Source organism: Rhizobium sp. BK379, assembly GCF_014193955.1.
Lineage (GTDB): Bacteria > Pseudomonadota > Alphaproteobacteria > Rhizobiales > Rhizobiaceae > Rhizobium.
The window spans coordinates 412,040-431,434 of the sequence record NZ_JACIAD010000003.1 but is presented as its reverse complement, the minus strand read 5'-3'; the positions used below and the strand labels follow the sequence as shown (position 1 = coordinate 431,434).

At 59.0% G+C, this 19,395-nt stretch carries 16 protein-coding genes and 1 pseudogene; 6 read left to right on the top strand and 11 right to left on the bottom strand.

Features of this window, described 5'->3' with window-relative positions:
• Positions 1-188: 188 nt before the first annotated feature.
• A complete protein-coding gene (locus FHT93_RS18340) occupies positions 189-1,070 on the bottom strand; it encodes an MBL fold metallo-hydrolase (protein ID WP_018114432.1) in 882 nt (293 codons plus the stop codon).
• A gap of 262 nt (positions 1,071-1,332) precedes the next feature.
• Positions 1,333-2,283 (bottom strand): AraC family transcriptional regulator, encoded by a 951-nt coding sequence (locus FHT93_RS18335; RefSeq protein ID WP_210299325.1) that lies wholly within the window; start codon positions 2,281-2,283, stop codon positions 1,333-1,335.
• A 119-nt stretch (positions 2,284-2,402) separates the two neighbouring features.
• Between FHT93_RS18335 and FHT93_RS18330 the strand changes: the two genes are divergently transcribed.
• Positions 2,403-3,182, top strand: a complete 780-nt coding sequence (locus tag FHT93_RS18330; RefSeq protein ID WP_112970474.1) for an alpha/beta fold hydrolase — start codon at positions 2,403-2,405, stop codon at positions 3,180-3,182.
• A 180-nt stretch (positions 3,183-3,362) separates the two neighbouring features.
• Positions 3,363-4,376 (top strand): ornithine cyclodeaminase family protein, encoded by a 1,014-nt coding sequence (locus FHT93_RS18325; protein WP_210299324.1) that lies wholly within the window; start codon positions 3,363-3,365, stop codon positions 4,374-4,376.
• On the opposite strand, the gene FHT93_RS18320 is transcribed toward FHT93_RS18325, so the two are convergent.
• From FHT93_RS18320 to FHT93_RS18300, 5 genes are all read right to left on the bottom strand, one after another.
• Positions 4,363-5,004 (bottom strand): CDP-alcohol phosphatidyltransferase family protein, encoded by a 642-nt coding sequence (locus FHT93_RS18320; RefSeq protein ID WP_183848783.1) that lies wholly within the window; start codon positions 5,002-5,004, stop codon positions 4,363-4,365. The genes FHT93_RS18325 and FHT93_RS18320 overlap by 14 nt on opposite strands.
• Positions 5,001-5,396, bottom strand: a complete 396-nt coding sequence (locus FHT93_RS18315; RefSeq protein WP_112970472.1) for a hypothetical protein — start codon at positions 5,394-5,396, stop codon at positions 5,001-5,003. Before FHT93_RS18315 ends, FHT93_RS18320 begins: the two co-directional genes overlap by 4 nt.
• On the bottom strand, positions 5,396-6,343 hold the full coding sequence (locus tag FHT93_RS18310) for a phosphatidate cytidylyltransferase (protein WP_112542588.1): 948 nt from the start codon (positions 6,341-6,343) through the stop codon (positions 5,396-5,398). Before FHT93_RS18310 ends, FHT93_RS18315 begins: the two co-directional genes overlap by 1 nt.
• Positions 6,340-6,984, bottom strand: coding sequence for a lysophospholipid acyltransferase family protein (locus FHT93_RS18305; protein WP_018114117.1), 645 nt, complete (start codon positions 6,982-6,984; stop codon positions 6,340-6,342). Before FHT93_RS18305 ends, FHT93_RS18310 begins: the two co-directional genes overlap by 4 nt.
• A 768-nt stretch (positions 6,985-7,752) precedes the next feature.
• The gene (locus FHT93_RS18300; RefSeq protein ID WP_183848781.1) at positions 7,753-9,036 is read right to left on the bottom strand and encodes a GGDEF domain-containing protein; all 1,284 of its coding nucleotides are present in this window, start codon (positions 9,034-9,036) and stop codon (positions 7,753-7,755) included.
• Positions 9,037-9,449: 413 nt separating this feature from the next.
• Here FHT93_RS18300 and leuS point away from each other — a divergent pair.
• Positions 9,450-11,969: pseudogene (leuS, locus tag FHT93_RS18295) on the top strand (leucine--tRNA ligase).
• 78 nt (positions 11,970-12,047) lie between these two features.
• On the opposite strand, the gene gcvA reads toward leuS, so the two are convergent.
• Positions 12,048-12,935 (bottom strand): transcriptional regulator GcvA, encoded by an 888-nt coding sequence (gene gcvA, locus FHT93_RS18290; protein WP_183848779.1) that lies wholly within the window; start codon positions 12,933-12,935, stop codon positions 12,048-12,050.
• A 142-nt stretch (positions 12,936-13,077) separates the two neighbouring features.
• Between gcvA and FHT93_RS18285 the strand changes: the two genes are divergently transcribed.
• Together FHT93_RS18285 and FHT93_RS18280 are read left to right on the top strand one after the other, a co-directional pair.
• A complete protein-coding gene (locus FHT93_RS18285) occupies positions 13,078-13,341 on the top strand; it encodes a hypothetical protein (RefSeq protein WP_348649775.1) in 264 nt (87 codons plus the stop codon).
• A gap of 12 nt (positions 13,342-13,353) precedes the next feature.
• Positions 13,354-13,806: a VOC family protein gene (locus FHT93_RS18280; protein ID WP_183848777.1), complete on the top strand. Its 453-nt coding sequence runs from the start codon at positions 13,354-13,356 to the stop codon at positions 13,804-13,806.
• A 190-nt stretch (positions 13,807-13,996) separates the two neighbouring features.
• On the opposite strand, the gene FHT93_RS18275 is transcribed toward FHT93_RS18280, so the two are convergent.
• Positions 13,997-14,947, bottom strand: a complete 951-nt coding sequence (locus FHT93_RS18275; protein WP_183848774.1) for an AraC family transcriptional regulator — start codon at positions 14,945-14,947, stop codon at positions 13,997-13,999.
• A gap of 105 nt (positions 14,948-15,052) precedes the next feature.
• On the opposite strand from FHT93_RS18275, the gene FHT93_RS18270 reads away from it, so the two are divergent.
• Complete coding sequence (locus tag FHT93_RS18270) at positions 15,053-16,258, top strand: MFS transporter (protein WP_183848772.1); 1,206 nt, start codon at positions 15,053-15,055, stop codon at positions 16,256-16,258.
• A 184-nt stretch (positions 16,259-16,442) separates the two neighbouring features.
• On the opposite strand, the gene FHT93_RS18265 is transcribed toward FHT93_RS18270, so the two are convergent.
• Together FHT93_RS18265 and FHT93_RS18260 are read right to left on the bottom strand one after the other, a co-directional pair.
• On the bottom strand, positions 16,443-17,675 hold the full coding sequence (locus FHT93_RS18265; protein ID WP_183848770.1) for an MFS transporter: 1,233 nt from the start codon (positions 17,673-17,675) through the stop codon (positions 16,443-16,445).
• Positions 17,676-18,080: 405 nt separating this feature from the next.
• Complete coding sequence (locus FHT93_RS18260; protein ID WP_183848768.1) at positions 18,081-19,379, bottom strand: glycosyl hydrolase family 28 protein; 1,299 nt, start codon at positions 19,377-19,379, stop codon at positions 18,081-18,083.
• Positions 19,380-19,395 lie beyond the last annotated feature (16 nt).

Genomic DNA, 19,395 nt, shown 5'->3' with positions numbered 1-19,395 from the left:
ATCAAGTTGTATCTGAACAAAATGAATATTTCTCAGATTGAATACTTTCCAACGGATTGCCCGGATCGCGGGAAATTACAACTTTTCGCATAGTTTGTTCACAGGCAAATTCGCGCCAGACACCCGGCTCGAGATTGCCAAGATCGGTGCTCCGTTTCTCAAACTGCCTTTCGTTCCGGACCGGACGATTACTTCGCTGTCGGGACGCTTGGCTGCCACGAGAAGTGATCGCCGTCGGCTGCGATGTGACCGACGCCCGGGAAGGGGAAGTGCGGCGTGAAGACGAGTTCCTTGTCCTTCGCTAGTTTCTTCAATGTGTCGATGCGGTTCTTCTCGCCGCCCTTTTCGTCATTGTCGAACCCAACGAGCCATTCCGGTTTTACAAGCGAGATGATCGAGCTGTGCACCGTGTCACCAATGTCCAGCAGCTTCTCCTTGCCGGATACGATTTCATAACCGACATGGCCCGGTGTGTGGCCTTTCAAGCCGACCGAAGTTATCTGCGGCACGACCTCCACGCCCGGATTGAACGTCTTCACATTTCCTTCGATCACCTTGACGACGTCCGCAAGCTGGGCGTTCTTCCTGGCAAACTCCCATTCCGCCGACGACATGCGGATCGTTGCCTTGGGGAAGGCCAGCTTGCCGTCCTTAACGAGGCCGCCCATGTGATCGGGATGCGAATGGGTGATCAGAATGTCGGTGACCTCTTCCGGTTTGGTGCCTGCCTGAGCGAGGGACTGCTGCAGCGCTCCACCGACCCCGGTATCGATCAGGATCACGCGCTCTGGCTCTTTCACCAACAACGCATCTACGCTCAGCGTCACGGTATCGGTCGGCGCACCTGACGCCTTTAGCACTTCACCAATTTCCTCCGGGGAGTGTCCAATACCGAAGATCTTGCCGTCATTGGGCAGTACGAACTGGGCGTCGTGCAACGAAACCAGATCGAGGGAGCCAATCTTGAAGGCTTTCGAGTCCGGCTGCTGCGGAGGCATTTGCGCGGAGGCGGATCCCGTGATCGCCAACGCCAGAGACGAAGCCACGAACAAAGTTTTGGAATTCAGCATGACGAGATCCTCTCACTTCGGGAGCGATGAAGTCATATAGGCTCCATCATCAAGCCAGGCTCCTCGCAGTCTCGCCAAGATATCACCGTTGCGAACCCGGCGGATATAGTTCAAGGAGCTAGGGCAGGAGTAGGGTATCTATCAAATTTCCAACTGTCACCAGACGGACAGGCTCAGACGTTGTCCCGGCAAAGTTTTAATTCGCATCCAGCCCGGATCCTGCATTCGTAAGCTGCAGGCTACGTACTGCGCTCGATGACACTCACGGCAATTGGCGGTTCTTGGCCTCGCTCGGCGCATAGCCGAAATGGGCCTTGAACGCACGGCTGAACGCCGCATCCGACGCATATCCGCAGCGATAGGCCGCCTCGGTTACTTTCAATCCGCCGCTGCGGAGCAAGTCGGCGGCTATTGTGAGACGCCATCGCGACAGGTAACGCAGAGGCGGCTCGCCGACCGCGGCGGTAAATCGCTCTGCAAAAATGGAGCGGGACATTCTTGCGATCTCGGCAAGCGACTGCACGGTCCAGCGCCGGAAGGGATCAGCGTGCATGGCGTTGAGGACCCGTCCAATTCGCTCCTCGCCCAATCCTCCAAGCCATCCCATGTGGTTGGCCTCGATTGCTGCCCAACTGCGCAAGGTACGAATGACCAGGAGGTCGATCAGGCGGGAAATCATCAGGGACGAGCCTGGATCAGGTTGCCGTGCCTCCGCGACCAGGAAACGCGATATGGCTGCGAGCCATGGCGGTGTTCCGGCGTCGCCGCGAGGGATGTGAATCAAGGCCGGAAGCGCGGACATGACCGCGGGAAGCTGGCTTCCCTCGAAGCTGAAAAAGCCTCCGACCAGTTGGCTGACTGGCCCGTCACCGCCATGTCGCAGTACCAACTCGTCTCGATCGAAATGTTCGGCCGCGACCAAGCCGATATTCTCCGCCGGTGAACCCAGGGCGTCGGTGATCACGTGGCCTTTTCCCAATGGCAACAAGACAAGATCGCCCTGATTGACCCGCGTTGGCCTCTCGCCGGCCGGTGTCACCAAGACCTGACCCGTCTCAATGAAATAAAAGTGTGCGGGTCCGGGCTGAAACTGCAGCCCCCACGGTTCTCCGAGAAAAGCGCTGTAAACCAACTCACCGCGTAGACGGATCAGCTTCAACACCTCTGACAGCACGTCATTGCGTGCCGCCGACATCCCAAAGTCCTGCGTCATTCCGGACGATCCATCATGTATTTCGGAAGCAGTGGCATATCCCGACCTCCGGCTTTCCCCTAGTTTTTGCCTGCCGACTGCCGCTGAAATTACCAGCAAAAATGCGAAGGAACAATGAAATGACCGCCGGAAACTCTGTACCAAACTCTACTTCAAACGCCTCCGCCATGGCTGCAGAAAAGCCGCCCGTCATTCTCGTTCACGGCGCTTTCGCCAGCGGCTTTGTTTGGGGGCATGTCGCAGCCAAGCTGCAGGCCGCCGGTCATGAGGTTCTGACAATCGATTTGCCTGGTCGACCGTCAAACCCGATGACCCCTGACGCGGTCAGTCTCGATCTATACCGCGATACGGTGCTCATTGCGCTTGCCAATGCCAATCGTCCCGTGATTTTGGTCGGCCACAGTTTCGCCGGCATCGTCATCGCTGCTGCCGCCGAGCGGGCGTCAGAGAAGATCAAGACACTGGTCTTTGTCGCCGCTTACCTCCCGCATGACGGGGACTCGCTCCTGTCGCTGGCCCAGCAGGATCACGACGCCAAGATCGGGCCGCATCTGAGGATCGACCAGGAAAAGGGGATTGCCGTGGTCGAATACTCGGCGCGTGCCGAACTGTTTGCCAATGACGGTCCGGCGCCTCTGAAGGAGAAGCTGCCGGGCCTCATCCTCGACGAGCCCGTGGTTCCGTTGGTGACCCCCGTGCGCCTCACGAACAGCCGGTTCGGGAAGGTCGATAAGGTCTACGTCCATACCAGCGTGGATCAGGTTATCAGTCCCGCCTTCCAGGCCAGGATGGTTGGCAGCATGCCGGTGCGCCGCACGGTGACGCTGCAAGCGGGCCACCTGCCGTTCCTGACTGACGCTGATGGACTCGCTGCGGCGATCGAGAGCGCGACTGAGTAAACAGCAGCGAGAACATTGCCGCGATCGCGCAGGCGGATGACGTTCGCCTCCGCACTTCCTACTGACCCTTTGGTGCTCCTGTTCTATTTCTCGTCTCGGGCTGAGAAGATCGTTCAATCGGTAATTTTGCCTAACCTCTCCGGAATTTAATCAACGGCTTGCAACTGCCGAGCCACATCAATGATGTCGGCTGCGGTTAAGAAAAGGAAGGAACGAACCTTGATCGTGATCGGGCCTGAAGAAGTGGCAAACAGATTAGAACGCCAGAAGTGCATTTCTCTCATGCGAGAGGCCATGATCAGACTGTCGACGGGACAATCCCGCCAGCCTCTTCGCAACGTCATCGATCTCGGCAACGGTGACCTATTCGGCATTATGCCAGGTGTCCTGGATGGCGCGGGGTTCGGTGCGAAACTCGTCAGCGTCTTCCCATCCGCGGCAGCACATGGTCGATCGCATCAAGGAGCAATCCTGCTCTTCGATCGAAGCACTGGGGCGCCGACCTGTTTAGTCGATGCAGGTGCGGTCACCGCGATAAGAACCGCCTGCGCTTCCGCTGCGGCAACGGACATATTGGCTCGCGCAGACGCCAAACGGCTTGCGATCCTCGGCACGGGAGAGCAAGCGTGGCAGCACGCTCTCGCAATCCCGCATGTTCGTGAACTTGAGCACATTGCGATATGGGGACGATCGCGGGAAAAGGCGCAATATCTTTGTGAACGTATTCGCCGGGAACTTGCCATTTCTATAGAAGTCGCAACAAGCCCGAGGGCCGCGGTTGAAACGGCGGATATAATCTGCACGACAACATCGGCCCGGGATCCGATCCTCTTTTCTGCAGATGTTCGTGATGGGGCGCATGTCAATGTTGTTGGATCCAGCTACGCTGGACCGGCCGAGATCGACGAAATGCTTGTCAAGCGAGCACGGTTTTTTCCTGACCATCGAGAAGGCGTCATCGCGCAAGGCGCTGAATTCCTGAGGGCGAAGGCGGCCGGACTTGTTTCCGAAATCGATGTTCTTGCGGAGATAGGAGCAGTGTTCGCCGGCGCGTCCGAGGGCAGGGTAAGCAAGGCCGATGTGACAATCTACAAATCACTCGGGTCCATAGTCCAGGACCTCGCATGTGCTGCTTTTCTTCATCACACATACACGAAGGGTGTCGACCCAAAGAGCATCATCAGCGAAGCTTGAGACGCGCTATCAATGTCCTCGAGCGGCGGATCGCTGTAAGGGCTGCTCCCGCCGCAACGACGCAGAGACCGATGGTCAGAATCTGGTTCTGCCAACCCCATAATGGCTCGAGAAGGGATGCCAATCCCGCCACCGTGATCGTTGCCATCCGATGCTGCTTTGCCATCGGGCCGGAGAAGTCGCTGGGATTGCCGGTGGCGCGGCCGAGTTCCCGGACATAGGCCGTCAGCACGGAGAAAGCGCCGGCGGCCCAGCCCAATCCCGGCATCCCGATGCCATAGCCAACGCCGGCGAATATCATCAGGTCGGCGATGCGATCCGGGAATTCGTTCCAGAAAGGACCGTCAGCCTCTCCCTTTCCGCCTTCGACCGCCACCATGCCGTCGAACAGGTTGCAAAGGAGGCGCGCCTGGCAGAATAGAACAGCAAGAAGCAGGTAGCCCGCACGCGGCAAGCCTGTTGTCTGTCCCGCCAGATAGAAAGTGCTGCCGGCAATTGCCGCAGCGAGCATGCTGGCTTGCGAGATCTGATTCGGCGTGATTGCGCGTGCGGCCATCCATCGGGCAATGGCGCCCGCCCATCGGGTATTGCGGCTTGCCAGGGGCCTCCTGTCTGCTGTCTCCATCATGTGTCGAAACCTCGTCTTGCGGAGATCGAATAATTGTAGATCGCGGCATAAGTCGTCGATACAAGCAACGGCAGCGCGATGGTCCGAAGTATTTCCGGCGTACCGCTCGCCGCATGGATCGCCACCAGAATGCTGGCAGAGCCAAGGCAGGCAATTAGCGGCGGGGCCCAAAATCGTGCTGGACCGCTGAAGCGGACGGAAAGCCAGTCGATCACCGATTTCAGGAAAAGCGTCAGGGCGGCGGAAATCGTCCCCTGCACGAGACCGGCATAGAGCGGCGCCGGCATGGCGTGGGCGCGATTGGCGAAGACGGCCCAGCTGCCCATCGCCAGAAAGGCAAACAGGACGTGCACCACTCCGCTGCGCAGAAGACGTTGCAGCAAAACAGGCATCAGAGCGACCACCAGTAGCGGGTAAGATGGAAGAAGATGGGTGCAGAGAAGACGACGGAATCAAGCCTGTCGATCAATCCGCCGTGGCCTTCGATGAGATTGCCCCAATCCTTGACACCGCGGTCGCGCTTGATCGCCGACATCACCAGGCCGCCGAAGAAGCCCATCAGCGTGATGACCAGGGCGAGAAGACCGGCCTGAAGCGGTGCAAATGGAGTAATCCACCAGAGGCCCGTTCCAATCAGCGTCGCACTGATGACACCGCCCACAAAGCCCTCGACCGTTTTCGATGGTGACAGTCTTGGCGCAATCTTTGTGCGTCCGAACAGTTTGCCCCAGACATATTGCAGGACATCGCTGAGCTGGACGACGATCACCAGGAAGGCGATCAACAGCACATTGCGGCCCTCATATCCCGGTATCTTCAAGGTCAGCAGAGCTGGCACATGGGATGCGCAGAAGACGCAGATCATCAGGGCCCACTGGACTTCCGCGATGCGGACGAGAAAGCGCTCCGTATCGCCCCGCAGGACCGAGATGATCGGCATCAGCAGGAAGGCGTAGACCGGGATGAAGATTGAAAATATGCCGTATTGCTCGGCCCAGAGCAGAAAATACTGGATCGGAACGACAACGAAAAAGGCTGCCGCAAGCGCCCAGTGATCCGCCCTTTTTGTATTGATGAGGGTTACGAATTCGCGAAGTGCTGCGAACGAACAAAAGCCAAACAGGATCAATACGCCGATACGGCCCGCCATGAAAGCGATGCCGATCAGGATGACCATGACCCACCACGCCTTGATCCGCGCGTTTAGGTTTTCGACAGCCGCATTCGAGCCGTTCGGCGAGAAGCGTTGCTGCAATATGTAACCGATGACTGACGCAACAATGAGCACGCCGAAGATCCCGGCTACAAGCGTCATAAGATCGGAGTTCGCGCCACTCATTCCCCACCGCCTACAGTGTTCGGACACAGGGCCAGGAGAGCGGCCTGCATCCGTTCAAGAAAAACATCCTTCTCTTCTCCCGGTGCGATCCTCAAAGCGCTGCCGAAGGTAACCGTGCAGATCAGCGGTATCGGAACGATCTCGCCTTTCGGCATGACGCGGTTGAGATTGCTGATCCAGACCGGCACGAGATCGACATCAGGGCGCGCCATCGCCAGATGGAAGATGCCGCTTTTGAACGGGAGGAGCCGTGCGTCGGACTGGTTTCGCGTACCCTCCGGGAAGAGAATGAGGGACGAACCGGCATCGATGGCCGAGGCCATCTGCGTGACGGGATCTTCCGTTCGCTTGTCCCGATCCCTCGCAATCAGCACCGCGTTGAAGACATCGCTGCCGATGAAGCGATTGAGCCAGGACTTCAGCCAGTATTCGGCCCCTGCGACCGGACGGGCTCGATGCCGCAGCCTTGGCGGCAGTACCGTCCAGACCAGAACGAAATCGCCGTGGCTGGAGTGGTTGGCATAATAAACACAAGGGCGGGAGGGCAGCCCTCCCTCAGGCCACACGGCGCGGACCGCCGTGACGGCGCGTGCGAACAGTACGATGACCGTCGCCGCGGCCTTTGTAAGCAAAGCCTTCATTCACCACTCTGCTGATGTTAGCCGGGTCACCAACCGAAACTCTAGCATTGTCATCGGCAGAAGGAAGGAGCTTCGCGGGTTTTCAACCGATAGGCGTAGACCCCTGCGATCGACGGCTAGTCTTAGACGTGGTCACCATTCGAGGGTTTAAGGCAGAGGCATCACACCTGCGAAATCGCGCGTCGCCTGATACTAGTGGCGCCAGCGATGACAGCGTCCTGGCCATCACAACCCCGACGCACTCAAAAGCGACAATCAGTGATCCCTGATGACTGGCCCCCGGCCCTCGGCGTGCTCTAGAACTTGGGGAGTGGCTCGCAGATCGATCGTATTCGGCTTCTGGCCTGGCTGCCAGGAAAACCAGATCGCGATGGGGCGTCGGTAATGCCTGTTGAGAGCTTCGGCCGCTTCCTTTTCGAAACGAGTCCGTTCTTTTTCGCTATCGGTAACATTCCGCTTTTCGTAGATCACAGTATTTCCTCCCCCAGATTTAGATATAACTCTGGATCATGCACAGAAAAATCTTGTCGAAAACGGACCAAAGTCCGAGGTGAAGCGGATTGTGGTGCGAATGGGAAGGCCGCATGGAGTTCAATGTCCCTAGCAGCGTGATCATAGACTTGCGTGGCTGAGGGTTATAGGCGAAGGATGTTCGATGCCCGGGTTAAATCCTGAATTTAAAGGGAATTGTTCTGGAGATGGCGATCGGATCCGGCCACTTATCCTTCGTCGCCTGCCCGTCGACGCAACGACAATTAATCGAGCCGCTCATTTCATCGCTTGATCGTTCTTGTCACCGTAGGAAACAACGCAGTTCCGGCCTTTTTCCTTAGCGAGGTAGAGAGCCGCGTCAGCCCGGCGCTGAAGGTCCTCCGCCGACGCACGGTCACCATCTCGCGACGCCGTTGCCACTCCGATGCTCACGGTGATGTAGGGCATGACGCGAGATGTCGGGTTGGGGAGAGAGGCAGCTTCCACGCGGCTTCGGATTGTCGCAGCAATCGATCTGGCGATGCGGTCATCGGCCCCTGGAAGAAGAACCAGAAATTCTTCGCCCCCGTAGCGAGCGACCTGATCCTGTTCATCTCTCATGCTGCTCTGAATGATGCCGGCAACCTTGACCAGACAGCGATCACCCTCGGCGTGGCCGAGGTTGTCGTTGAGCCTCTTGAAGTCGTCGACATCGCACATCAGCATCGCAATGGCATTTGCGCCCTGTTCGTCCTTCCAGCAACGCTGCAGGGCATCCATCATCGAACGTCTGTTTGCGACGCCTGTCAGCGGGTCGGTTCGTGCAAGCAGTTCGAGGCGGGTATTTGCATCCGTCAGATCCGCCAGCCGATTTCGGTCCCGCAACTCGAGCAGGAAGGTCTTCTGGGCAAGGATAATCGCGGTACGGCGCGCCACCACCGTTGCCGCGACGCCTCCTGTGAAAAACAGCGTCCCTGCGATCGCGCTTCCCACAGCGATATCAGGGTTTCGAAGCTGAAACGTGAGGTAGATCCCAAGGGCATAAGCAGCCATGGCAATCGCCCAGCTTAACGGCATGGGAAATATGACGATGGCGGTAACGGCCACAAAGAGCATGATGGTGAGGTGCCGTTCATAAAATTCGCCGCCAGTGTTGACGCCTACCAAGGCTACAGAGAGCAGAATCAGAAAAACCCCGGAAAGAAGGAATACGCCATGTTGCCAAGGCGCCAGGGGCTTTCGAAAAGCGATCTCCGTTACGATGGCAGCGGGGGGAAGGATGGCTGCTGGAAGCAGCATTGGCTCGACGGTTTCGATTGGGAGCAGGATTGCGTTGAGGCCGAGCGCCAGGACATCGAGTACGATAACCCAGGCCATCCAGGCGCGGATGATTTTTGAAGCCTGCGGCCAGGAGCGTTCGCGAAAAAGATAAGCGAGTTCTCCATTGAGGCGAATATCACGCGTGCGCCCGCCCAACTGGCGCTCGACTTCCTCTATAATCTCGGCGCTCAGCCGCTGCGGAAGCTTGCGCGGGTGTGCTCCTACCGATTTGCCATCGGTTTTTGTTTGCTTGGCGTCCATCTGGTGGATCTAGGCAGGAGGCGTCTACGGACAAGACGACGTGACCCTAGGGTCGGGGGAGGAGGGCGTTGGCTGCCTAAAGAAGTCCTCTCTCAGGATCCAGGGACTGAAAGAGCCTGTATCAGATCGGGGCAGCGGAATCTCGCAGGTTCTCCGCTGCCAGAATGGGCGTGTTGCGCGAACGATAGTGATGCGAGTCCGTAACGGCCCGCTTCGGGATTGTTCCGACAAGTGGACATTCGATAGAATTCATGGCACTGGTTCAATCATGAATTATAGCGCCGCCCACATCCTGCTCCTAGGCACCTTCGCTTGACGAGGGTGGGTTAGCGTGCGCGCTTTTATGATGCAACCCGCCGAAGAGGCGGGTTTTTTATTGCTCTCTTCGGCCAGATCAACCGATAGAGGCAATTGTGGCTTACGATCCAAAGCGTATTGAGCCCAAGTGACAGAACTACTGGCACACAAATTCGACATTCCGAACCGGCGAAGATCGCTCCAAGCCGAAATACTACGTACTCGACATGTTTCCGTACCCCTCTGGCGAAGGCCTGCATGTCGGGCATCCGGAGGGCTATACCGCGACCGATATCGTCGCGCGCTACAAGCGGATGGCAGGTTTCAACGTGCTGCACCCGATGGGCTGGGATGCCTATGGGTTGCCGGCGGAGCGCTATGCAGTGCGCACGGGTGTACACCCCGCCGTTACCACCAGGACCAATATTGCCAACTTCAAAAGCCAGGTGCAGCGACTGGGCTTTTCCTACGACTGGAGCCGCGAACTCTCCACCACCGATCCCGATTTTGTTCGCTGGACACAGTGGATCTTCCTCAAGCTCTACGAACGTGGCCTTGCCTATCAGGCAGAGGTGCCGGTCAACTGGTGCCCGGCACAAGGGACGGTTTTGGCCAATGAAGAGGTCAAGGACGGCAAATATGTGGAGACGGGGGAGGCTGTCGAGCGCCGCCTCATGCGCCAATGGATGCTCAAGATCACCGACTATGCCGACCGTCTGCTGGAAGATCTGGACGGACTTGACTGGCCCGAGGGCATCAAAACCATGCAGCGCAACTGGATCGGTCGTTCGGAAGGAGCAGAGATTGCCTTCGCCATTGGAGGGCGCGGGGAGCGCATCAGCGTCTACACCACTCGGCCCGAGACGATCTGGGGAGCGACCTTCCTCGTGCTGTCGCCCCAGCATGCAGTGGTAGAGGCGATCACGACGCCAGTGCAGCGAGAGGCGGTGCAAGCCTATCTCGCCCGCGCTGCGACGCAGAGTGATGTCGAAAAATCGCAGGAGCGCGACAAGACCGGCGTATTCACCGGCGCATATGCCGTCAATCCTGCCACCGGCACACCAATGCCGGTATGGATCGCCGATTACGTGCTGACGGCCTTTGGTACCGGCGCAATCATGGCGGTGCCAGCCCACGACAGTCGCGACCACGCATTTGCACGTGCTTTCGGCCTGCCGATCGTTGAAGTTGTCGCAGCCTCGGCGGAAACTGATATCGAGGAAGAAGCTTGGGAGGGTGAGGGCCTGCTGATCAATTCGGGTCCCTGGACCGGTCTCGACACACCAACGGCAAAGCGGGCCGCTATTGCCTGGGTTGAAGAGCAGGGCGTGGGGCGAGGCCGCAAGCAATATCGCCTGCGCGACTGGCTGTTTTCGCGCCAACGCTATTGGGGCGAGCCTTTCCCGATCCTGCACCGGACGGATGGCGCTATTGTACCCCTGCCAGCGGATGCGCTTCCGTTGTTGGCACCGGAGCTCGACGACTACAAGCCGACCGAAACAGGCGAACCTCCACTGGCGCGGGCCGAGGGCTGGATGCGCACGAGTGATCCCGCTACCGGTCTGGCGGCGCTGCGGGAAACCAATACGATGCCCCAATGGGCGGGCTCTTGCTGGTATTATCTGCGCTTTGCCGATCCGAAAAACGCCCTGGCTCCGATCGATCCGGCGGTGGAGAAATATTGGCTGCCCGTCGATCTCTACGTTGGCGGCGCCGAGCATGCCGTACTGCATCTGCTTTATGCCCGCTTCTGGCACAAGGTGCTCTTCGATATCGGGGTCGTATCAACCAAAGAGCCGTTCCAGAAACTGTTTAATCAGGGCATGATCCTGGCCTTCTCCTACCGCGACGCCACCGGCAAGTATTACCGTCCCAATGATGTCCGCGAGCGCAATGGCCGATGGTTCGCCGGTGAGATGCCGGTGAGCCAGCAGGTGGAGAAGATGTCCAAGTCCAAGGTCAATGTGGTCAATCCGGACGAGGTGATCGATCTCTATGGTGCCGATTCCATGCGGCTGTACGAGATGTTCATGGGCCCGCTCGACGTCGCCAAGCCGTGGCAGATGTCGGGCGTCGCCGGCGTCAGTCGCTTCCTGCACCGGGTCTGGCGCATGATCGCCAACGAAGCCGACAGCCTCAGCGACCAGATCAGCGATACCCCGCCCACAGGCGATATCGTTCGCCTGATGCACAAGAGTGTGCGCGCGGTCAGTGAGGATATCGACGCGATGCGGTTCAACACAGCGATTTCCAAGCTGATGGAGATGTCGAACACATTGATCGCGCTGGATCAAAGGCCGCGGGCGGCGGTGGAAACTTTCGTGTTGCTGCTGGCTCCTTTCGCGCCTCATATCTGCGAGGAATTATGGTGCATGCTGGGTCACAAGACCTCACTTGCCTATGCCCCGTGGCCGTCATTCGATGAAACTCTGGCTGAAGACGAGCGTCGCGAATACGCTGTTCAAATTAATGGTAAGCTGCGTCACAAAGTGTTCGCCGCTCCCGGGCTGTCTGCTGCCGCGCTTCTGATTGTCGTCAAGAACGATCCGCGCGTAAGTGCGCTGCTCGAAGGCAAGCAGATTAGAAAAGAAATCGCGGTACCAGACCGCCTTGTCAATTTTGTCGTGGGAGATTGATTGCCGCGAACATCTTGGCTTTTGCGCGTTCGGAACCCGGCTTCTGGCTAGCGCTATCGCGTTCTGTGGGCTTCCAGTTCAGCCGACCACCATTTCGCTGAACAGCCAGTCGCGGAATGCTCTGACTTTCCGCTGACGCAGGGCGCCGTCCGGGTAGACGACATAGTAGTTCCATCTGGATTTCAGCGCGAGGTCAAAAGGCCGCACAAGTCGGCCAGCCGCCAGGTCGGCAGAGACGAGCGCGCTCCTGCCCAGGAGCACGCCTTCGCCATGCACCGCCGCTTCTACGGCATAGGCCGCAGACTCGTACCTTACCCCGTTATTGGGGTTGATATCGTCCAGACCCGCGGCCCGGAGCCAGGTCGCCCAGTCGATGCGGAAGTTGTCGTGGATGAGTCTGTGATGCTTGAGGTCGTTGGGTGTTCGCAGCGCATGCTCCCCCTGCAGCAGCTCCGGACTGCAGACAGGCGAAACCTCTTCCTCAGCCAGGAACTCCGATATCACGCCCTCATATCCTCCGGCGCCGTAGCGGATCGCGATGTCAATTCCGTCTCTGATGAAATCCGAAAACGTGCCGGACGTCGACAGACGCACATCGATGTCACGGTTGGCGCGATGGAAGCGATGGAGCCGCGGCACAAGCCACCGGCCGGCAAAGCCGTCCGACGTGCTGACATTGAGGACGCCTGCTGATTTGGGCGCGCTTGCGACGATTGTCGCAGAACCTATCCGATCCAGCGCTGCGCCGATCTCCGCAGCATAGGCGGCACCTTCCGACGTCAGTTGGACGGAGCGGGTTCCCCGTTCAAAAAGCCGGGTGCCGAGCTGTTCCTCCAAGTTGCGGATGGCACGACTGACAGCTCCATGCGTCACATGGAGTTCTGCCGCTGCTTTGGTGAAGCTCAGATGGCGGGCCGCAGCGTCGAAGGCCGGAAGCGTGGTGAGAGGCGGAAGTCGTCTCGGCATCGGTTCACCTGTGATTATTGCTCACAAATCCTGCACGAATATTCGTTTGTCGTCCAGCCAGGAGCAGCGCACTCTCGGCCATCGACAACGCCTTTCTCGATCTCGCGAATGGCAACGTCAGGTTCTAGAAATGGAGATTGCTGTGACTATTACTCTCGCTCAAAATGGAAGTTGCGGTCTCAATACCGCTGAGCCCGCCCCGCTATCCATGGCGGCGCTCGAACCGCTTCGTACAGCGACCATCCAACAGGTGGTTCGCTTGGTCGCGGGCATCAGGCACCGCTGGACGATGGGATATCTTGTACGCCTTTCCAACCACCGACTGCAGGACATCGGCTTTGAGCGTGATTGGGATGGGTCATTGATCCAGGCCGACAATGGCCGGGCTGCCGGTCGCCTCGACTGAAGGAGAAGCCGTATGAAAATCTATCCCCATCTCTGGTTCGCGTCTCAGGCCGAGGAGGCCATGGAGTTCTACACGTCGGTCTTCAAGGGATCGAGGATACTCGGGCGCATCGATCTGCCTGATCCTGAGTTGTCGGTTGTCCGCTTCGAACTGGAGGGCTTGCCGATAGCCGCTCTGAACGCTCACTCTCATGTGCCGTACAATGAGGCGTTTTCCTTCCTGGTCGAAACCGACGACCAGGCGGAAACCGACTATTACTGGAACGCGTTGACGTCTGGAGGCGGCAAGGAACAGCCTTGTGGCTGGCTGACGGATAAGTTCGGCGTCTACTGGCAGGTCTCGCCATCGATCCTGCTGCGGATGGTCTCCGACCCCGACAAGGAGAAGGCAGGACGGGTATTACAGGCAATGTATAAGATGAAGAAGATCGTCATCACCGATCTCGAGCGGGCCTATCGAGGCTAGGAAGGAGGGCGAGGCCGATTACTTCGACTGTCGGCTGCCCATCACGAGGCACGCCGACGCTTCGTCAGATTCCCGGTTATGATCTCGATCGATCACGTGACTTCCGGGAATAGCGCTGGGCTCTGGCAATCTCGCCGGAGGGACCGGAGCACTGCTACTAAGTCATGGCGTTTCGGCGCTTAGGTTCCCATCAAATGAGACGCTCCGGCGAGGAAGCGCGACCATCCTGCGGTCGTCCTCGGAACGTCATGGGCGGGGCGCCGATGATGCGTTTGAACGCCCGGCTGAATGACGCCTCCGATTCATAGCCAAGACGTTCGGCAATCGTAGCCACGCGCTGCCCTTCCCGCAGCCATTGATGCGCCTGGTGCATGCGCATGCGGGCGACGTACCGAGCGGGTGTCTCACCAACGGTTCTGGCGAAGCGCTCTGCGAACCCGGAGCGGGAGGCGCCCATCTTGCGAGCGAGTTCGTCCACCGTCCAGTCATGGGACGGATCGAGATGGATCGCTGCCAGGACCCGGCCCACATCGGGATTGCGAACGGCGGTCAACCATCCAGAGGAGTCGCCGCAACCATGCTCCACCCAAGCGCGGATGATCGTCGCGGTCAGAACATCCGCAAGCCGGGCGAGGATGCCGCCAGCCCCGACGCGGTTCATATCGACCTCGCGCATCATCGCATCGAGCAGGGCCGGAATCGAAGGTTCGCTGGCCGCAAGATCGCTTGTGCGCATCACATCGGGCATCAGTTGCAGCAACGGATGCCGCTTGTCGACATTGAAACGCATGACCGCGAAGAACAGCAGGTTCTTGCTATCCGCACAGGGGCATTGCAGATCGACGATGCCATCGCAGACCGCCTTGCGCGGCAGGGCTTCGACGGGCGTCGGCACTATGCCTGGCGCACTTGCAAGCACATGGGCATCGCCCCGCGGCAGCAGGACCGCATCACCCGGGTGCATTTCCATCCATTCTCCGTCCGGCGTCTGCACGAATGCCTCTCCGGCCGCCAGAAAATGAAACTGCGCTTCATCCTTTGTCGGAAAGGCAGTCGCCCACGGGGCCGACGGCTGGCAACGGCCGTAGTCGACGCCGTCAAGACGAAGCCCCCGCATCATTTCAGTCAGTGCGTCGCTCATCGTGTCCTCGTTATTTGGACGAACGGTCATGTCTTGTAGATTTTCTAGCATAGAAACACCAGCGCGAGCCGTCTAGCCTTGTCAGCACAATTTCTGGAGACGGCAATGAACATCAATCCCGAAGCCAACGGCTTCCATACCAGCAACAAGGAGGCCAGTCCGGCCTGGGCAGGAGTCGTATCGCTCTCGCTCGGCGTCTTCGGCCTTGTAACGGCTGAGTTTCTTCCGGCGAGCCTGCTCACACCGATTTCACAAGATCTTCACGTCAGTATCGGCGCTGCCGGCCAGTCGGTGACCATGACCGCTGTGATCGGCGCGATCGCAGGTCCTGCAATTGTCATTGGCACCAGCCGGTTTGACCGTCGTCTCACTCTGCTCGGATTGACCGCCCTGCTCATCATTTCCAGTCTCCTGGCGGCATTCGCCGATGGGCTCGCGACGCTTCTCGTTGCTCGAGGGTTGCTGGGGATCGCGCTCGGCGGCTTCTGGGCCTTGTCGCTGGCGCTCGCCATGCGGCTTGTTCCCGAGCGGCTGATGCCGCGGGCGATGGCGATCATCATGACCGGCGTATCCGTTGCAACGGTTTGCGCTGCACCCGTCGGTGCCTGGGTCGGAGAAGTCTATGGCTGGCGTTTTGCATTTGTCATCGCGGCTGCGGTCGGCGGTCTTGCCTTCATGACCCAACTCCTAACCCTACCTGCGATGCCGTCCGTCGGCGCTGCAGGATTGGGCACGATGGCCATGGTGCTACGCCGCCCGGCAATCAGACTGGGCCTTCTGACCGTCTTGCTGGTGGTCGCCGGTCATTTCGCTGGTTTCACCTTCATTCGGCCCTTCCTCGAAACCGTTCCACATTTTGGGGTCGAGGGGATATCGGCGGTTCTGCTGGCCTTCGGGATCGGCGGTTTCCTCGGCAATCTGTTTGGCGGTTTTGTTTCCGAGCGCAACACGGCACTGTCCATCGTCATCGCGGCTACCGGGATCGCTGCGACAACATTGGCGCTAGCGCTGGCCGGCAGCCTTCCAAGCGTTGCTTTCGTCGCGACCGCACTGTGGGGGTTTGCCTTCGGCGCCCTGCCGGTGAGCGTCCAGAGCTTCGTCACGCAGGCAGCATCCGACGAAGCAGAAAGCGCTGGTGCGTTGATGTTGACCACCTTCCAGGTCGCCATTTCGAGTGGGGCGGCTATTGGAGGCCTCACTGTCGAAGCACAGGGGTTGCCCGGGGTGTTCGGCTTTGCAGCTATTGCCGCGCTGTGCGGCGCCCTCGTGATCGGCATCCTGAGCCGGAAAACGGTAGCGGCGGCGTCCTAGCGAAATCTCCGCCGTGAACCGTTCTTGCCAGCCTGGAACGGCCTGACTCATCAAGGGTAATTGGAAATGTTCACGGTAGAGATCCTTGATCTGCTGCAATTGATGGCTCCGGCCAATCCGGTCGGCCGGCGATCAGTACGTCAGCCGGCCTGACTTGAAAACTCTATCGGTGCCCTAGGTCGCCTCAATGCGCTAACGCTGTCTGGGGGCTACCACGCACGATCAGCGCGAATACTGCTAAGCCCAGGAGTGTGAGGCAGAACCCGGCCCATACTGCCGACAGTAAGCCGAAGCCGTTGCCGATGGCCAGCCCACCCGCCCAAGCGCCGATGGCATTCGCAACATTGAGGGCGGCGAGGTTCATGGCGCCCATCAAGGTCGGGGCTTCCGGCGCAAGTCTTGTGAGGCGGACCTGGATTGTCGGGATCGCGGTCATCATTGTTGCTCCCACGCAGAAAAGCCCGACGAAGAGCGTGGGGATGTTCGAGCCGAAACTGGCCAAAATCGCAAGCACGATGATGGCGCTTCCAAAGCCGACTACAATGCCGCGCGCCGGGTGCACGTCGGCAATCCTGCCGCCCACCAGGTTCCCCACCGTCATGCCGATGCCGAACAGGGCAAGGGCAACGGGAATCCATTCCGCCCCTATGTCAACGACGTCGGTCACGAAAACACCGATGAAGGTGTAGACGGCAAAGATGCTTGCTACGCCAAGCGCGGCCACCATCATCATCAACCAGACTGACGATCTGCCGAGAGAAGCGAGCTCCCGGGCGACGGAGCCGCCATCCAAGGAGCTTGTCTTTGGGACCCAGAACCAAAGCGTCAGCGTTGACAAGACGCCGAGAGACGCGACGGCGAAGTAGGTATTGCGCCATCCGAGATTTTGGCCAAGGAAGGTGGCGAGGGGTGATCCGACGATCGTGGCGATCGTCAGGCCGCTCATGACGAGCGCAAATGCCTTGCCTCCGTGTCCGGGCCCGACAATGTACGACGCAACCACCGCTCCTGCCCCAAAATAGGCTCCTTGAGGTACGCCGCTGATGAAACGAGCCACCGCAAACATCCGGAGGTCTGTCGCCAAAGCTGAGAGGATGTTTCCGCACACGAAGAGGGTCATGAGTAATAGAAGCAGCGTTCGTCGGTTCAGGCGAGCGGCGGCTAGCGTGACAAGCGGCGCGCCGATGACGACACCAAAGGCATATGCCGTAATCGCGTTCGTGGCCGCGGGCAGATCGATCCCCAGACTTGCCGCAAACAGCTGCAAGATCCCCATGCTTGCGAATTCGGATGTGCCGATGCAGAAGCTTCCCAAGGCGAGCGCGAAAAGCGTCAAACCGGCTTTCCGCTGTTGCGCCGCATCGGTGCAGTGCACCTTTACGGCAGAGCATTGGGCGTCAAAGGCTTTGTTGAGCATGCTGGCCTCCATCGTTAAAGACGACTGCCTGCCTCCGTCGCGGGATGCGGTTTAGCATCTACTTCACATGGTTTTGGGGCTCGGCGTCTCCCGGATTTTAGGAGGCCGGATGTAGGCTGACAGTTAAGTTTGGTGAAAACCTGAGAAAACCGAACACGCGGCAATCAATTGGGCGGCATCAAGCTGCCGCCGTTGCAATCCTTCAGGCGGCTGGTCTTCAACATAGCGATCCTGTGGAGCCTTACGCACGTCCCGCTTGATCGGTAAGTCCAATCCGTCTCAGCCCTTGGAGACGTCCACCGGCTTCGGGGCAACCATAATCCGAGGTCGTGGACGCGCTTCTTCGCATGCATCGACCGTCACGTCCCGCGCCCGGCTATTCCTGGCATGATCGACCTTTATCGATTACTCGATGCAAAGGGTCTCTGTGCTCCAGCCGTTTGGCAGAGGTTCCGGTCGCTGGATTTCGATGTTCTCGAACGTGAGCCCGGCGATATTGTGCGCGAAGAGCGCCGGCATGCCCGCTGGGTAATCGACGAGGCCGACAATTTTTCCGTCGGCTCCCCGCAGCCAGGCATTGCCACGTCCCTCGTGATCCTTGGGCGGAGATAGGTCGGCACTCGTGGGGCGCAGGTCATATTGCCTCGCTGTTCCCAGGGAGCCTTCCTCAATCGTCAACTTGATGTTGTTGAGGCTCATTCCCGTAATTCCGCCGCTTCGCTCTGCAAAGAGGTTGATCGGACCCTGGCAGTTCCCCGTCACGTTCTCGATGCGGACGTTGCTCACGACGCCAGCAGGCGTCTCCGGCCGGCGATCGAGCTGGGTAATTGTGAGCGGCTCACCAGAGCCCCAGAAACCATCGGGCGTTTCGTGGCAATCGATATCTATGTCCGAGAAGGCAATATCTTCAATCGCTCCGCCATCACGCGAGAAAATGCCGAGGGCGCGATTGGAATCGTGGACCTCGCAACGCGTGAAAGCGACATGGCGGATGTCACCAAAACTCTCCGTTCCGATCTTCAATGCGCAACTGTTGCTCTCGACATGGCAGTCCGAAACTTCGACCTCCTCGCAGCGTGCGATGCCCTTGCCGCTGCGGCTCGTCTTGAGGCAGACGCCATCGTCCGCCGTTTTGATGATGACACGTCGCACGGCGACCTTTGCACAGCTGTCGATGACGATCCCGTCCGTATTCGGGAGTTGTCGATTGTTAAGCACCGTGATGCTCTCGACAACCACATCAAGGGAACGCACGAGGTGGACCGTCCACATCGGCGAATCTTCGATGACAAAGCCTTCCAGCCTAATCTTGCTGCAGTCCTCGAACACCAGGACTCGTGGGCGTTTTTCGCTCGGCGTATAGGTGCCGACCGTCTGGTCAAAGCCGGTGCTGAAGGCGGCGCCCGAGGCGAGGATCTTGCCGTCGCCGACGATCGCGACATCATGGGCCTCCTGCGCAACGATATAGGCGCGATCGGACTTCTCGGCGATGACGCTCACCGAATTTCCTGCATAAAGCTCGTAATCAGGGACGAACTCGAGTGTAGCGCCCAGCCCGATTGACAGTGTCACACCGCTGAACAGGCGAATTGGCCCCGTAATGTGCCGACCCGGCTGCAGCAGAAGCGTTCCCCCGCCAGCGCGCACCAGACTGTCGATGGATTGCTGCAGGTCAGCGCCATCGGGCTCGATTGAAATATCCATTGGCGATCCTCGTTGC

Excerpts from the sequence above, each read along its gene's own strand:
- FHT93_RS18340 (WP_018114432.1), bottom strand. The coding sequence starts at position 1,070 with ATGCTGAATTCCAAAACTTTGTTCGTGGCTTCGTCTCTGGCGTTGGCG.
- FHT93_RS18335 (WP_210299325.1), bottom strand. The coding sequence starts at position 2,283 with ATGACGCAGGACTTTGGGATGTCGGCGGCACGCAATGACGTGCTGTCA.
- FHT93_RS18330 (WP_112970474.1), top strand. The coding sequence starts at position 2,403 with ATGACCGCCGGAAACTCTGTACCAAACTCTACTTCAAACGCCTCCGCC.
- FHT93_RS18325 (WP_210299324.1), top strand. The coding sequence starts at position 3,363 with ATGATGTCGGCTGCGGTTAAGAAAAGGAAGGAACGAACCTTGATCGTG.
- FHT93_RS18320 (WP_183848783.1), bottom strand. The coding sequence starts at position 5,004 with ATGATGGAGACAGCAGACAGGAGGCCCCTGGCAAGCCGCAATACCCGA.
- FHT93_RS18315 (WP_112970472.1), bottom strand. The coding sequence starts at position 5,396 with ATGCCTGTTTTGCTGCAACGTCTTCTGCGCAGCGGAGTGGTGCACGTC.
- FHT93_RS18310 (WP_112542588.1), bottom strand. The coding sequence starts at position 6,343 with ATGAGTGGCGCGAACTCCGATCTTATGACGCTTGTAGCCGGGATCTTC.
- FHT93_RS18305 (WP_018114117.1), bottom strand. The coding sequence starts at position 6,984 with ATGAAGGCTTTGCTTACAAAGGCCGCGGCGACGGTCATCGTACTGTTC.
- FHT93_RS18300 (WP_183848781.1), bottom strand. The coding sequence starts at position 9,036 with ATGGACGCCAAGCAAACAAAAACCGATGGCAAATCGGTAGGAGCACAC.
- gcvA (WP_183848779.1), bottom strand. The coding sequence starts at position 12,935 with ATGCCGAGACGACTTCCGCCTCTCACCACGCTTCCGGCCTTCGACGCT.
- FHT93_RS18280 (WP_183848777.1), top strand. The coding sequence starts at position 13,354 with ATGAAAATCTATCCCCATCTCTGGTTCGCGTCTCAGGCCGAGGAGGCC.
- FHT93_RS18275 (WP_183848774.1), bottom strand. The coding sequence starts at position 14,947 with ATGAGCGACGCACTGACTGAAATGATGCGGGGGCTTCGTCTTGACGGC.
- FHT93_RS18270 (WP_183848772.1), top strand. The coding sequence starts at position 15,053 with ATGAACATCAATCCCGAAGCCAACGGCTTCCATACCAGCAACAAGGAG.
- FHT93_RS18265 (WP_183848770.1), bottom strand. The coding sequence starts at position 17,675 with ATGCTCAACAAAGCCTTTGACGCCCAATGCTCTGCCGTAAAGGTGCAC.
- FHT93_RS18260 (WP_183848768.1), bottom strand. The coding sequence starts at position 19,379 with ATGGATATTTCAATCGAGCCCGATGGCGCTGACCTGCAGCAATCCATC.